This is a genomic window from Rhodobacter sp. P2_H5, from assembly GCF_056403335.1.
In genome coordinates this window covers 340,940-355,140 of record NZ_JBFUFS010000005.1, presented here as the reverse complement: position 1 = coordinate 355,140, position 14,201 = coordinate 340,940, and the positions used below count along the sequence as shown (strand labels likewise).

13 protein-coding genes and 1 pseudogene are annotated in these 14,201 nt (G+C 63.2%); 2 read left to right on the top strand and 12 right to left on the bottom strand.

All coding sequences use genetic code 11. The annotated features are described in order from the left end of the window. Both AC1DVR_RS09650 and guaD read right to left on the bottom strand, forming a co-directional pair. Positions 1-146: pseudogene (locus tag AC1DVR_RS09650) on the bottom strand (IS1595-like element ISTne1 family transposase); the annotation flags it as partial. Positions 147-347: 201 nt separating this feature from the next. Continuing rightward, positions 348-1,625 carry a guanine deaminase gene (gene guaD, locus AC1DVR_RS09645; protein WP_478000339.1) on the bottom strand — a complete coding sequence of 426 codons (1,278 nt, stop codon included), beginning with the start codon at positions 1,623-1,625 and terminating at the stop codon, positions 348-350. A 120-nt stretch (positions 1,626-1,745) separates the two neighbouring features. On the opposite strand from guaD, the gene mgtE reads away from it, so the two are divergent. After that, positions 1,746-3,116, top strand: coding sequence for a magnesium transporter (gene mgtE / locus AC1DVR_RS09640; protein WP_478000338.1), 1,371 nt, complete (start codon positions 1,746-1,748; stop codon positions 3,114-3,116). Then, on the top strand, positions 3,113-3,667 hold the full coding sequence (locus AC1DVR_RS09635) for a 5-formyltetrahydrofolate cyclo-ligase (RefSeq protein ID WP_478000337.1): 555 nt from the start codon (positions 3,113-3,115) through the stop codon (positions 3,665-3,667). Before mgtE ends, AC1DVR_RS09635 begins: the two co-directional genes overlap by 4 nt. 10 nt (positions 3,668-3,677) lie before the next feature. Here AC1DVR_RS09635 and AC1DVR_RS09630 read toward each other — a convergent pair whose 3' ends face one another. From AC1DVR_RS09630 to AC1DVR_RS09585, 10 genes are all read right to left on the bottom strand, one after another. Further along, positions 3,678-4,994, bottom strand: a complete 1,317-nt coding sequence (locus AC1DVR_RS09630; protein ID WP_478000336.1) for an ATPase — start codon at positions 4,992-4,994, stop codon at positions 3,678-3,680. Between the two features lie 64 nt (positions 4,995-5,058). After that, positions 5,059-5,562, bottom strand: coding sequence for an A24 family peptidase (locus AC1DVR_RS09625; protein ID WP_478000335.1), 504 nt, complete (start codon positions 5,560-5,562; stop codon positions 5,059-5,061). After that, positions 5,562-6,410, bottom strand: a complete 849-nt coding sequence (locus AC1DVR_RS09620; RefSeq protein WP_478000334.1) for a tetratricopeptide repeat protein — start codon at positions 6,408-6,410, stop codon at positions 5,562-5,564. The genes AC1DVR_RS09625 and AC1DVR_RS09620 overlap by 1 nt, the downstream gene beginning before the upstream one ends. Positions 6,411-6,457: 47 nt before the next feature. Continuing rightward, positions 6,458-7,030: a tetratricopeptide repeat protein gene (locus tag AC1DVR_RS09615; protein WP_478000333.1), complete on the bottom strand. Its 573-nt coding sequence runs from the start codon at positions 7,028-7,030 to the stop codon at positions 6,458-6,460. Positions 7,031-7,062: 32 nt separating this feature from the next. Beyond that, entirely contained in the window at positions 7,063-8,040 is a 978-nt protein-coding gene (locus tag AC1DVR_RS09610; RefSeq protein ID WP_478000332.1) for a type II secretion system F family protein, read from the bottom strand. A 4-nt stretch (positions 8,041-8,044) separates the two neighbouring features. Continuing rightward, complete coding sequence (locus AC1DVR_RS09605; protein ID WP_478000331.1) at positions 8,045-9,013, bottom strand: type II secretion system F family protein; 969 nt, start codon at positions 9,011-9,013, stop codon at positions 8,045-8,047. Positions 9,014-9,022: 9 nt separating this feature from the next. After that, positions 9,023-10,480, bottom strand: coding sequence for a CpaF family protein (locus tag AC1DVR_RS09600; RefSeq protein ID WP_478000330.1), 1,458 nt, complete (start codon positions 10,478-10,480; stop codon positions 9,023-9,025). Between the two features lie 20 nt (positions 10,481-10,500). Continuing rightward, the gene (locus AC1DVR_RS09595; protein WP_478000329.1) at positions 10,501-11,778 is read right to left on the bottom strand and encodes a CpaE/TadZ family protein; all 1,278 of its coding nucleotides are present in this window, start codon (positions 11,776-11,778) and stop codon (positions 10,501-10,503) included. Positions 11,779-12,063: 285 nt separating this feature from the next. Continuing rightward, a complete protein-coding gene (locus tag AC1DVR_RS09590; protein ID WP_478000328.1) occupies positions 12,064-12,744 on the bottom strand; it encodes an OmpA family protein in 681 nt (226 codons plus the stop codon). Between the two features lie 4 nt (positions 12,745-12,748). After that, on the bottom strand, positions 12,749-14,149 hold the full coding sequence (locus AC1DVR_RS09585) for a type II and III secretion system protein family protein (RefSeq protein WP_478000327.1): 1,401 nt from the start codon (positions 14,147-14,149) through the stop codon (positions 12,749-12,751). Positions 14,150-14,201: the final 52 nt, after the last annotated feature.

The window sequence follows — 14,201 nt, the reverse complement described above, 5'->3', positions numbered from 1 at the left end:
AAACGGTTCACCGTGTTGCGGTTGAGGCCGCTGACCTGCGCGATCTGACTGGCCGTGAGATCGGCCGCGACGAGCCTGATGAAGGCCCGAAATTGGGCTTCAGAAAGTTTCGAACTTTTTGCGTAGCGATTCATAAGCCTTTTCATAGCATTGCGCCAGTTTTCTGGCTCTATGCTAGTCAAGACCCTCTGCGAAAAATCAGCGCCCCGATTTTTCGCAGAAAAATCGTGACCCCCGACGATTCGCAAGACATGGTTAACGCATCCTTCCCGCCCCGCGCGTAGAGACGGAAGGAAGACAGCGGGAAGACGGAAAAAAGACCCGTCCCGCGCGCCGAATGTCCCGGATTAACCCTGCGCTCGCAAGGGCTTGCCGGAAATCCACACCGCCTGCACCGCACGGTCATCGCCCATCATGATGGTCGGGAAGACCGCCTGCCAAAGATCCTCCGCCCGCCGGGTCGCCTGTTCGATGGCGGGGGTGGAGGCGAGGTTGATCACCACCAGATCCGCCTCCAGCCCAAGGGCGATATTGCCGATCTGATGCTCCGCCCGCAAAGCCCTCGCCGAGCCCTGGGTCGCCAGCCACCAGAGCTGCGACGGGTGCAGCGCCTGGCCGCGCAGCTGCGCCACCTCATAGGCCGCAGCCATGGTCCGCAGCATCGAAAACGACGACCCACCGCCAGTATCCGTGGCCAGCCCCACCCGCAAAGCCTTGGCCAGCCTCATGTCGAACAGGCCCGAGCCGATGAAGGTGTTCGAGGTCGGGCAATGCACCAGGCTCGCCCCGGCCTCCACCAGCCGCGCCTTTTCGCGTGCGGTCAGATGGATCGCATGGCCATAGACCGCGCCTTCGCGCAACAGGCCCTGCGCCTCGTAAGTATCGAGATAATCACGCGATTGCGGGTAAAGCTCCTTGACCCAGGCGATCTCGTCGGTCTGTTCGGAGAGGTGGGTCTGCATCAGGCAATCGGGATATTCGCGCCACAAGGCCCCCATCGCCGCCAGCTGTTCCGGCGTCGAGGTCGGCGAAAACCGCGGTGTGATCACATAGGACAGCCGGTCCACCCCATGCCACTTCTGCAAGAGGCGCTTGCTGTCGTCATAGGCGCTTTGCGCCGTATCGCGCAGGCCCTCGGGCGCATTGCGGTCCATGCAGGTCTTGCCGGTAAAAGCCCGCAATCCCCGCGACTTGGCGCCTTGGAAGAAGGCATCGACCGAACCGGGATGGATCGTCGCATAGGAACACATCGAGGTCGTGCCATGCGCCAGTGCCAGGTCGAAATAGCGCTCCGCCACCTCATGCGCATAGGCCGGATCGGCAAAGCGCATCTCTTCGGGGAAGGTGTAAAGGTTCAGCCAGTCGATCAGCCTTTTGCCCCAGGAGGCGATCATCGCCGTCTGCGGGTAATGCACATGGGCGTCGATAAATCCGGCCGAGATCAAGGACTTGCCATAGTCGGTGACCCTGGCCTGCGGATGGGCCGCCCGCAGGGCCGCGGCCGACCCCAAGGCGCGGATCTTGCCGCCCTCGACCAGAACGGCCTCCTCCAGACGCACGGTGTCTTCCGTCAGAAAGGGATCACCCGCATAGGAAAGCACCTGTCCCAAGAGCAGATCGGCCATGTTTCACCTCTTTTTCCGGCGCTCAGACTAATGCCTTCTCCCGCCGGGGTAAATTTCGCATCGCCTCTGTTTTGCTGAATCAGCTTTCGCTAAGGTCGGCGCAATCAAAGCGGGGGCGGAATGGCCGATATCGAGGCAGAACAAGACGAAGAGGGCCTCGATCCGCGCCGGGTGGCCGCCGTGCTGGACGCGGTGCGCGATGAAAAACCCGCCGATCTGCTTGCCCTGCTGGGCGAGATGCATCCGGCCGACGTGGCCGACCTACTGGAGCAGATCGGCACTGCCGCGCGCGAAGAACTGCTGCGCCTGGCGCCGCAGGTCATCGACGGCGAGGTGCTGTCCGAACTGGACGAAAGCATCCGCGAAGAGGTGATCGCCGCCCTGCCGGAAAAGACGCTCACCGATGCGGTGCGCGAGCTCGACTCCGACGATGTGGTTGACATCATTGAGGATCTTGACGCCCCGGGCCGCGGTGCCGTGCTGGCCGCGCTGGATGCAGTGGACCGGGTTGCGGTCGAACAATCGCTCTCCTATCCGGAATACTCCGCCGGCCGCCTGATGCAGCGCGAGGTCGTGGCCGTGCCGGAGCATTGGACGGTGGGCGACGCCATCGACCATCTGCGCAGTGCGGCGAGCCTGCCGGACCAGTTCTACCACGTCCTGCTGACCGACCCGCGGATGCGCCCGACCGGCTATGTCACGCTGGGCCGGCTCCTGTCGGCCAACCGCGGGGTGCGGCTCAAGGACATTCTGGAGGACAGTTTCCGCACCATCGAACCCACCATGCCCGAGGGCGATGTGGCCTATCTTTTCAACCAGTACCACCTGATTTCCTGCCCCGTGGTCGACAAGGGCGGGCGGCTGATCGGGGTGATCACCATCGACGACGCGATGGCGGTGCTGGACGAGGAACATGGCGAAGACATGCTGCGCCTGGCCGGGGTGGGCGAGGACAGTGCGATGTCTGACGGGCCCTTGGCGACGGTGAAACAGCGGCTGCCCTGGCTGGTGGTCAACCTGTTCACCGCCTCGATCTCGGCCTTCGTGATCTCGCGGTTCGAAGGGACGATCGCGGCGATTGTCTCACTCGCGGCGGTGATGCCGATTGTCGCCTCCACCGGGGGGATTGGCGGGACGCAGTCGCTGGCGGTGTCGGTGCGGGCCCTGGCGACGCGCGACCTCACCTCGGCCAATGCGGCGCGGGTGGTGCGGCGCGAGCTGATGGCGGGGTTGCTGAACGGCTTGGGGCTGGCGCTGATCCTCGGGCTGGGGGGCGCGCTGGTCTATGGCGAGCCGCGGCTGGGAATCGTTCTGGGGCTGGCGATGATCGTCAACCAGATCGTGGCGGCGCTTGGCGGGGTTCTGGTGCCCCTGACGCTGGAGCGGGCGGGCCTCGACCCGGCGCTGGCCTCGGGGACTTTCGTTACGACCTTGACGGATGTGATGGGATATCTGGCCTTTCTTGGCCTTGCGACGGTGTTGATGACATGAACGACATGAATGACGTGAAAGCGCTGGCCCGCAAGATGGCCTTTGCCACCCGCAAATCCGCCTTTGCCGCGGGGCAGGGCCAGGCGGCGGAACTGCTGGCCGATCTGTTGAGCACCCATGCGGGCAAGGTTCTGGCCGGCTATATGCCGATGCGGACCGAGATCGACCCTTTGCCGGCCATGGCCCGGCATCAGGGCCCGGTCGGCGTGCCGGTGATCCTCGCCAAGGCGGCGCCGCTCAAGTTCCGCGAATGGGGCCCGGGGGTGGCGATGACCGCGGGCGAGTTCGGCGCAATGATCCCGGCCGAGGGCGCCTGGGTGGACCCGCAGGTCCTGATCGTGCCGCTGCTGGCCTTTGACGCGCGGGGCTACCGCCTCGGCTATGGCGGCGGCTTTTACGACCGCACCCTGATGGGCCTGCGCGCGCGTCACCCCGTGCTGGCCATAGGCTTTGCCTTTGCCGCGCAAGAGGTGGACGAGGTGCCGATTGACGCCTTCGACCAGCGGCTTGACGCTGTGGTGACGGAAGAGGGGGTCAGGCTTTTCACCTGACTCCAAGGCTTCAGCGCGCGATGGATTCGTCGCGCACGAACATGTTGGCCCAGGCGCGGTCGATCAGCTCGGGCGTCATCTGGTAGGGGATATTCTCGAACTCGCAGATCGCGATCATCTGGTCGATCAGGAAGACCGGCTGATAATTGGCGAAATTGTTGTCGATGGTCGGGTATTTCGTCTTCAGCAGATGCAAGAGCGCGCCCTCATCGAGCGGCATCTTCTTCTTGCGCGCGACCATGGCGAAGATCTTCAGGAAGTTGTCCTGATTTGGCCCCTCAACCTTGATCTTGAAGAAAATCCGGCGGAGCGCCGCGCCGTCGAAAATCTCGTTCGGGTGGAAGTTGGTCGAAAAGATCACCAGCGTGTCGAAGGGCACGGTGAACTTCTCGCCCGATTGCAGCGACAGGATATCGCGGTTTTCTTCCAAGGGCACGATCCAGCGGTTGACCAGCTTCTGCGGCGGCTCGGACTGGCGGCCAAGGTCGTCGACGATAAAGATCCCGCCCGAGGATTTCAGCTGCAAGGGGGCCTGATAGGTGCGGGCAACCGGGTTGTACTTCAGATCCAGCATGTCGAGCGTCAATTCGCCCCCCGTCACCACCGAGGGCCGCTCGCAAAAGACATAGCGGTTATCGAAGCGGTTGGCGGAGCGGCGGAGTGCTGTCGGATCCTCCACCACCTCTTCGGCCTTGGAATGGACGATGGGGTCATAGACCGTGATCACCTGACCGGAATATTCGATGGCGCGGGGGATGTAGATCCGGTCGCCCAAAGCGGCGCGGATGCCGTTCGAGATCGAGGATTTGCCGTTGCCGGGCGGGCCATACATCAGGATCGACCGGCCCGAGGTCACGGCGGGCCCGAGGTTGCCGATCAGGTCGTCGGGCAGGATCAGATGGCCCATCCCCTTCATCAGCTCTGTCCGGGTCAGCTTCATGTTGCGGACCGACTGGCGCTTCATCTGCTCGCCATAGGCGGCCAGCGGCACCGGCATCGCGCCGTAATATTCCGACTGGCTGAGCGCATCCAGCGCGCGCGACTTGCCGGCATCGGTCAGCTGATAGCCCATCTCGTTGCCCGAGGTGGCGTGCAGCGTCCCCGTCGCCTCCAGCAGGCGCTGGCTGCGGGCCTGATCGACCAGTTCCTGGGTCAGCTGCACCGGCAGGCAGATCACCCTTGCCAGCACCGTCACCAGATCCAGGTTCATCCGGAACATCGTCTTGAGCAGGATATCCCGCATCATCACCGGCGAGATCCCGACCTCGACCAGCGATTTCGGCGGCAGGGGGGGCAGAACACCGGGCGGGGTGACTTGCAGGTTCATCGCGGGGCCTCGTTTGCCAGAGTCTCGGGGGCCTGAACCTCGCGGATCAGGCCGGGTCTAGCGATCAGATGGACCGGAAAAGGGGCAAAATTAGGGGGAGGATCAGGTAGAAGTTGAGCATTCCCGCCAAAGCGAGGCCCATCGGGAATTTCTGATGCGTCCAGCTTTGCCATTCGGGCGTGGCACGGCGCATCGCAGGGACCAGGCGCATCAGGCGATGGGTGGCAAAGGCGCCCAGAAGGCAACCGGCGAGGAGGCCCATGACCAGCCGGTAATCGGCCAGCATGAAGAAGGGTGCCATGGCGGCGCCAAATTTGGAATCACCTGCGCCCATCAGACCTGCGGCATTGGCGACGAACAACACGACCAGCGCCGCTACCCCGACGCCCAGCCCAAAGGCCCAGACCTTGAAGGGCAGGACCAGGATGCCCAGCACGACATAGACCGCGATCAGGGCCAGCACGGCCTTGTTCGGGATCTTCATGAACTTCATGTCGCTCCACGCGACCCAGATGCCGATGGCCAGCGTGAAGGGCAGGAAGACCAGCGCAGCAAGTTCCGGCAGCATCAGCCCCCCAATGCGGCGAGGCTGCGCGCGGCTTGTTCGAAATAGACCGGCGAGGTGTCGATGGCGGCGCGCAGCAGGCTCTTGCCCTCGGCCGTGTCGCCCTGTTTCACGGCGGCAAGGCCCGCGGTGTAGAGAAGCTTCGCCCGTTCATCCTGGGTCATCTGCACCACCGGCATGTCATATTTGTGCTGGGCGGCGCGGGCCAGAACCAGGTTGTTCTTGGCAGTGAACATGGTCGGATCATAGGTCAGGGCCTGGATGAACAGCTTTTCCGCCCCCGGGCCGTCGCCGCGCGTCAGCTTCGAATAGCCCCAGTTGTTCAACACACCCTGCGGCTTGGTCGTCATGCCCACGGCGATCGAATAGAAGCTGTCGGCCTTCTTCCAGTCTTTCTTGCTGTCGGCCACCAAAGCCTCCAGCCGGTAGCGTTCATAGCTTTCCACCGTCGGCGGGACTGAGTTCAGCATCGCCGCCGCCTTGTCCCATTCGTTGGAGCGGATCAGCACATCGGCCAGCGCCAGACGGTCGTCGTTGGTGCCTTCGGGCGAGGCGATGATCTCGCTCAGGACGACCGAAGCCTCGGCGTAAAGCCCGGCCCGCGCCTCGGATCTTGCGAGGTTGCGCTTGAGGTCGATCCGGCCTGGCGTGACGGCCAAAGCGTTCTTGAAATAGGTCACAGCCTCGGTCGGGTCGGCGACCGTCAGCATGATGTCGCTGAGGTTGTTCTGGTCAACGGCCTGCGCCTCGGCCACGGCCCTGGCGGCCTGACTGCGCGACACGCCGTGCTGACATGCGGCCAAACTCGCCATGCCCAGAAGGCACAGCACATAAACTCCCGGGTGGCGCATTTTGCGTCCTTTTTGCTGCTCGAACCGAAGGGGGCCCGGATTTTCCGTTACAGCTGCGACAGAAGGACGTATTCCCCCTCGCCACGCCGCACCAGATTGAACTTGGGCGGATCCTCGGCAACTTTGTCAGCATACACGGTGTTCTGGGTCCGGGCGATAGCCATGCGCAAATTCTCGCGGATTTCATCCGATTTGCCACTGTCGAGCTCGAAGGCGGTCTGGAACACCGCCCGCGCCTCGCCAAAGCGGTTCTGCTCCATCAGGACAACGCCCAGATTGTTGATGGCGGGCACGAAGGTCGGCTCGGCCTCCAATGCGCGGCGCAGGATATGTTCGGCCTGGTTGAGGCGGCCCAGTTTCAGATCGGCGCTACCCACGGCGGAAAGCACATCGGAATTCATGCCCTGCTGCGCCGCGGCCCGGTAATAGGCGCTCAGCGCCAGTTCGTATTCGCCCGCGGCCATCAGGCGGTGGCCGACCTCCAGCCCGTCAACGCCGCGCTTGCTGCCATCGACGGCGGGCGGGGTCGACCCGGTGGAGGACAATTCGCCCGACAGGTTGCACCCGGCCAGAAGCGGCACGAGCAGGAGTGAGAGGACCAAGCGCAGAGCAACACCCAATGACCTGTCCGGCCAGCGGGGAGGGCCGGAGCCTAGCCTTTCCCCATGGTCAGAACCTTTGTGATGCCCATCACCGAAGGACCAATCAGAATGATCATCAGCGGCGGCACCGTGAACATCATTGTGCCAAGGGTCAGCTTCGTGGGCAAGGTGTTCGCCTTCTCTTCCGCCCGCATCACGCGCTTGTCACGCATTTCGGCCGAATAAACCCGAAGCGCCTCGGCGATCGAGGTGCCATAGGTGGCCGATTGCACGAGGGTGGTCACGAAAGACGAGACATCGGGGATGTTGATCCGTTCCGACATGTCCTTCAGCACCTGCACGCGTTCCTTGCCGGCCTTGACCTCGTGGCTGACAATTTCCAGCTCGTCGGCAAGGGCAGGGTAGCCGGCGCGGGTTTCCTTGGCCATCCGGTTGATCGACTGGTCGAGCGACTGGCCGGCCTCGACACAGACCAGCATCAGGTCCAGCGCATCGGGGAAGCCCTGGACGATCTGCTGCTGACGGGTCTGCAACCGGCGCTGCACCCAGTATTGCGGCAGGTAATAGCCGGCGGCACCGGGGAAGATCGTGGCGAGCAGTTTGAACTGGGTCGAAACCTCGGCATGTTGCGAGACGATGATCGTGTAGATCACGCCGCAGATCAAAAGCCCGATCCCCAGGGAGAACTGCGCGAAGTGGAACATCCGCACCGCGTTCTTGTTGGTGTAGCCGGCCCGCACCATCTTCAGCCGCGAGGCCGACATGGTCTCGGCATCCTGCGGCTCGAGGAAGGTCGCGAACTTTTCCAGCTTGTCGATCTTATCGCCCTTGCGCAGCGTCTGACCCTTTTTCTTCGGGTCAGCCGCGGGGGCGCGCATCGCCTTCAGCTTGTCGAAGGGCTCGGGCTTCTTGCGCAGCATGGTGGGCAGCACCGACAGGATCAGCAGGATCCCCAGGAGGCCCACGATATAAAGCGGTCCCAGCGGTCCGAACTTGGCCACCAAAGTGTCATTGAGTGTGGAGAGCATCTGCCTAGACCTTGATGTTGACCATGATTTTCATGAAGACGACGTTGACCACCAGAAAGACGCCCACGATCAGACAGGCGGGAATGAAGGCCGAAGTCGTTTTCACGTCATCATAGTAGTGCGGCTGGATCACGTTGATCATGATCAGGGCGCCGATCGGAAAGGCCGACAGGAACATGCCCGACCACTTGGCCTCGGCGGTGATCGCCTTGACCCTGCGGAACAGTTTGAAACGGGCGCGGATCACCTTGGCCAGACCGTCGAGGATCTCTGCCAGGTTGCCGCCCGATTGCTGCTGGATGGTGACGGCCACGGCCAGAAACCGCAAATCCTGGCTGTCGAGCCGTTCGGCAAAGGCTTTCAGGCTTTCGGCCACATCGCGGCCATAAGAGGCTTCGTCGGCGATGACGCCGAATTCGGTGCCCAAGGGGTCGGCGATTTCCTTGGCCACGTTGGCGATGGCCGAAGAGAAGGGGTGACCGACGCGCAAGGACCGCACCATCAGCTCCACCGCGTCGGGCAGCTGTTCCTCCAGAAGCGCCATCCGCTTCTTGGCCTTGTTGTTGATCCAGACATAGACGCCGCCAAAGCCCATGGCCAAAGCCACGACAACGCGGACCGGCGCTGCCGCCTCGGTGCCGATGGTCAGGCCGAGATAGGAAAACACCGACAGCCCGAACATGATGCCGACCAGGGCCTTGGGCGTGAAGGCGATATTGGCGCGCTGCGCCTTGTTGGCGAGGATCGAGTACAGCGGGATGCCACGCGCGTTGACGTGCTGGCTCATCTCCTTGCGGAGCTGTTCCAGCACCTTCTCGCGGTCATGGGTCTTTTCCAGCAGCGCCAGACGGCGCGACAGGCGGTTGTTCAGGCTGATGCTCTTGCCGAAGACGGTGAGGTACAGGCCCTCGACAAGGAAGACCACCGCGACGAAAATCAGTATGTAGATGAGAGGCGCTGCGCTGATCTGCATGATTTTGCCTTAGACGATGGGTTCATAAAGCGAGGCAGGAAGATCGAAGCCCCACTGGCGGAAGCGCTCGGAATAATGGCTGCGCACGCCGGTCGCATTGAAGCGCCCGATGATCTTGCCATTCGGCTCCACGCCCAGACGTTCGTAACGGAAGACCTCCTGCATCGAGATGACCTCGCCTTCCATGCCGGTGATCTCGGTGATCGAGACCATGCGGCGCGAGCCGTCCTGCAGGCGGCTTGCCTGCACAATCAGGTTCACAGCGGCGGCGATCTGGGAGCGGACGGCCTTCAAGGGCATCTCGATCCCGGCCATCGCCACCATGTTTTCCAGACGCGAGATGCCGTCACGGGCCGAGTTCGCGTGGATCGTGGTCATCGACCCGTCGTGGCCGGTGTTCATCGCCTGCAGCATGTCGATGACCTCTTCGCCGCGGGTTTCGCCGACGATGATCCGGTCGGGCCGCATCCGCAGCGCGTTGCGCAGGCAGTCGCGCTGGGTGACGGCACCTTTGCCTTCGACGTTTGGCGGGCGGCTTTCCATCCGCCCGACATGGACCTGTTGCAGCTGAAGTTCGGCGGTGTCTTCGATGGTCAGCACACGTTCGTCATTGTCGATGAAGGACGACAGCGCGTTCAGCGTCGTGGTTTTCCCCGACCCCGTGCCCCCCGAAACGATGATGTTGAGCCGGCAGGACACGGCGGCCTGCAGATAGGCGGCCATTTCCTCGGTGAAGGCGCCGAACTTGATCAGGTCGTCGATCCGCAGCTTTTCCTTCTTGAATTTCCGGATGGAAACCAGGCTGCCGTCCACCGCAACCGGCGGCACCATGCAGTTGAAACGCGACCCGTCAGCCAGGCGCGCGTCGCAATAGGGGTTCGATTCGTCGACCCTTCGGCCCACGGCGGAGACGATCTTGTCGATGATGCGCAAGAGGTGGCGTTCATCCTTGAAGGTGATGTCGGTCAGTTCCAGCTTGCCCTTGCGTTCGACAAAGATCCGGCGCGGGCCGTTGACCAGAATGTCGTTGACGCTTTCGTCTTTCAGCAGGGGCTCCAGCGGGCCAAGGCCCATGACCTCGTCGTAAAGCTCCTGGTTCAGCTGGGCGCGGTCGGTGGCGTTCAGCGACACCGACATCTCGTTCAGCGCCTCGGAGGCGATATCGGCGATCTCGGTCTTGAGGCTGCCTTCGCTGGCGGTCTCCAACGCGGCGAGGTTGAGGCTGTCGAGCAGGCGCTTGTGCAGTTCGACCTTCAGCTCGCTGATCTTTTCCTTGCGCTTGCGTTCCTTGTCCATCGCGGCCACTTCGGCCGGATTGGCGGCGGCAATCAGCGGGCGCTGCGAATGCGTCGGCTTGGGCGCCACGGGGGCCGGTGCTGCCGCACGGGCCGTGGGCGCGCCAGAGCCCACCGCCGCAGTGGTGGGCTTGGTGGCGCCGGTGTCGGGTTTTTTGAAGCGCGAGAACATCTATACCCCCCAGGGGAAATTCATTTACGAGCGGATTCGACGGCCTTGTTCAACTCGAACAAGGATTTGGCGAGTTTCTGGATCTCTTTGCGCAGCGGGTTCTTCGCGGCACTTTCCGACAGGGGCAGGCCGTGGTCATTGGCCTGCGTGACCGGGTTCCCGCCGTCGGGCAGCTGCACCTCGATCGCGATGTCCAGGCTTTCTGCCATGCGTTTGACCCGGGACTTGGCCCCGAGGTCGGTGAATTTCGGCGCGCGGTTCAGGACATAGCGCAGCTTTTCATGCGGCAGCCCCTCGGCGCGCAGGGCGCGGACAAAGCGCAGCACGTTCTGGGCCGAGCGCAGGTCCAGGTCCATCAGCGCGAAATAGACATGCGCCCGGCTGAGCACCGTTTCGGTCCAGGAGACCACGGTTTTCGGCATGTCGATGATGACGAAATCGAAATTCGCCCGCGCCATGTCGATGATCCGGCCGATGTCGTCCGGCCCGATGATGTCCAAAGGCAGCATGTCGGCCGGCGCGGTCAGGACATGCAGCTTGTCGTTGAAGGTCAGCATGGCCTGCAACAGCGCGTCGCTGTCGACCGATTGCGCATCCGACAACAATTCAAAGACCGATTCCTTGCGCGGCAGATCCAGATAGGTCGCCGCCGAACCGAATTGAAAATCAAAGTCGATCAGGCAGACGCGCGGGGCATCCTTGCCGATCGTGGCCAGTTCCCAGGCGAGGTTGGTGGCAAAGGTCGAAGCGCCCGAGCCGCCGCACATGCCATGCACCGGCAGCACCACGGCGTCACGGTCGCCCTTGGCCTTGAAGCCGGGCTGCGGCATCTTGTTTTCCACCGGCGCGTCCGGGCTCATCGTTTCGGCCACCAGAACCGGGGTCGACGAGGGCTTGCGCAGCCGCTCGATCGTCTCGTGCAGGGCGCCTTCCGGCAGGGGATAGGGCACAAAGTCATCCGCCCCGAGCCGCAAAAGCTGGTGCAGCGCCATCGGGCCGATCTGGTCGGCGATCAGCACGACCTTGATTCCATAGGATTTTGCCTGCTTCAGAATGTCAGCGATGCGGCCGAGGTCGGCCTCGTCCGCGCCATTGACCGCGATGGCCACGAATTCAAGCGAGCGGGCGTCGGGCTGGTCGAGAAAAACCTGAGCGTCGTCAAAGGAAAGGTCGCCCCAGCTTTCGCCAAGCTCCACTTCCATGTCCTCGATCAGCACTTCGAAATTCTGCACGTCGCGTGAAATGGTGCACGCAAGGATCGGTGCCGGTTCCGGCTGAAGGTTCGCTACGCTCGTCATTGCCCAGTCCTTCCAAGGTCGCCCCAACTCGAGTGGACCCCCCTTACCCAAAGGACCCTCTCTGAAATCCTTGGCGACTCTTGCGGTCGGCACTCGGATCCCATGCTGCGAAGGTGAAGTCAGATGGTGGCGAGATTGGGGCTAAAAAATCGTCAATCTGGGGTATTTCAGGGCCAATCCCGCTTTTGCGGAAAGCTTGGCAACAATCGGCGGTTTGGTGCGCGGGGCAGAGGCCCAAAGAAAAGGGCCCCACGCGGGGGCCCCGATGCCAGGTTCTGGCGCTGATCAGTTGCCGCCGCTGTTGCCGCCGCTGCTGCCACCGCCCGTGGCCGAGCCCGCCGTGGTGCCGGTCTGGATCTGCGTCGCGCTGGTGACATATTCGCGCATGATGACGGCGGCGTATTTGCCGTTGAGCAGGCCCGAATGGCCCTTGGTGAAGCCCGCGACCGTGGTAACGGCGCGGCGGTTGCGCTCCTCGGGGCCCTGGGTGGGGACAACGGGGCGAGTCTCGCCATAAGACACCAGCGCCTGCAGGCGGCTGCGCGAGACGCCCTGGCTGACCAGATAGTTCACGACAGCCTGCGCCCGGCGCAGACCCAGTCCCTTGTTGTAGCGCTCCGACCCCACAAGGTCGGTGTTGCCATAGACGCTGAAGCGCACTTCGGGGAACTGGCGGATCCAGCTCGCCTGTCTGGCCAGCGTCGCGGCCGCCTGGGCCGACAGGTCGTAGCGGTTGAAGGCGAAGGTGACGGTGGTGTCGACCTCGTTGGCGAAGCGTTGGCCCAGCAGCTGGCGGGCATCGCCTTCGCCCATCATCGCCGCCGCGTTCATCAGGTTGGCATTGCCATAGCCGCCCTCGCTGGAGCCGGCAGAGCCCGCCTCGCGGTAAAAGGCGGTGGTGTCGCAAGCGGCCAGCGGCAACAAGGCCAGCGCCGAAATGATCAGCGATTTATGCAGATTCTTCATCGCCTCACTCCATCGAATAGCCGTAGGAGCCGCTGAAGTCCTGCCGGGCCACTTCGCCCGCACCTCCACGCTGCTTGCCTGCGGTCTTGCCGAAGAGGAAAAGCTCCTGTTCGGTCGGAATCCGGATGCGGTCGGTGGGCAGGGCCAGGGTATCGCCCCGGACCGGTGTCACCAGATGCGGTGTCACGATGATGACAAGCTCGGATTGGTTGCGCTGATAGTCGGCGCTGCGGAACAGGGTGCCGAGGATCGGCACATCGCCCAGCCACGGCACCTGGCCGTTGAGGTCGCGGAAGTCGTCCTGCAGCAGGCCCGCGATGGCAAAGCTTTCCCCGTCGCGCATCTCGACCGTGGTCGAGGTCTCGCGCCGTTTGAAGGCATTGACCGAAAGCCCGTTGGTGGTGACCGAGGTCGTGGTGTCGATCGAGGAGACCGCCGCATTGATCTGCAGGTTGATCGTGTCGCCATCCACCACGGTCGGCGTGAAGTTCAGCTCGACGCCGAAGGGCTTGTACTGGATCGCAATCGCACCATTGTCAGCCGAAACCGGGATCGGATATTCGCCACCGGCCAGGAACTTGGCCTGTTGGCCCGACAGCGCGGTCAGGTTCGGCTCGGCCAGGGTGCGCACGACGCCCTTGGATTCCAGCGCCTCGAGGAGCACGCCGAATTCCAGCGAGCCTGCGGTAAAGCCCAGCCCCAGGGCGCCCTTGGTCCCGGCGCCGGTCTGATACGACCCGTTGGAATTGTTCATATTGTCCAGAACGGTGCCGGTCGCACCGATCACGCTGGCATTCTTGCCGCCCCGCACACCCAGCGAGGAGGACAGGCTCTTGGAGACCGAGCGCTGCATCTCGGCAAAGCGCACCTTCAGCATGACCTGCTGGGTGCCCGAGACCATCATCAGGTTCGATACCTTGTCCGGCGCATAGCGCGTGGCCAGATCCAGCGCGCGGTCGAGCTTGGCGGTGGAGGATACAGTGCCCGACAGCACGATCCCGTCATTGGCGGTGCGCACCTCGATCGGTTCGCCCGGCAGGATCTGCTGCAAGCGTTCCTTGAATTCTTCAATGTCCGGCGTGACATGCACTTCGACGTTCGAGATCAGCTTGCCGTCCTGCGTCAGCAGGGTCATCGTCGTGCGGCCCGGCGTCTTGCCCAGCACATAGATCGTCTTGTCCGACAGGGTCGAGATATCGGCGATGCCCGGATTGGCCACCGAAAGTTCGGCAAAGGAGGTGTCGCTTTCGATCACCACGGCGCGATTCATCGGTACGCTGAGCGGGGCGTTGGCCGAACCCTTCATGATCGTGAGGTTCTGTGCTGCAGCTGGAATCGGGCAAAATGCCGTGCCAGCCAGCGCCAGCCCCAACATGCCCGCCATCAAAAGGCCTCGCAACTTCATCGACCTGCCCTCTCAGTGTGCCCACGACCGGGTCTTTTTTGCCCGTTTTCTC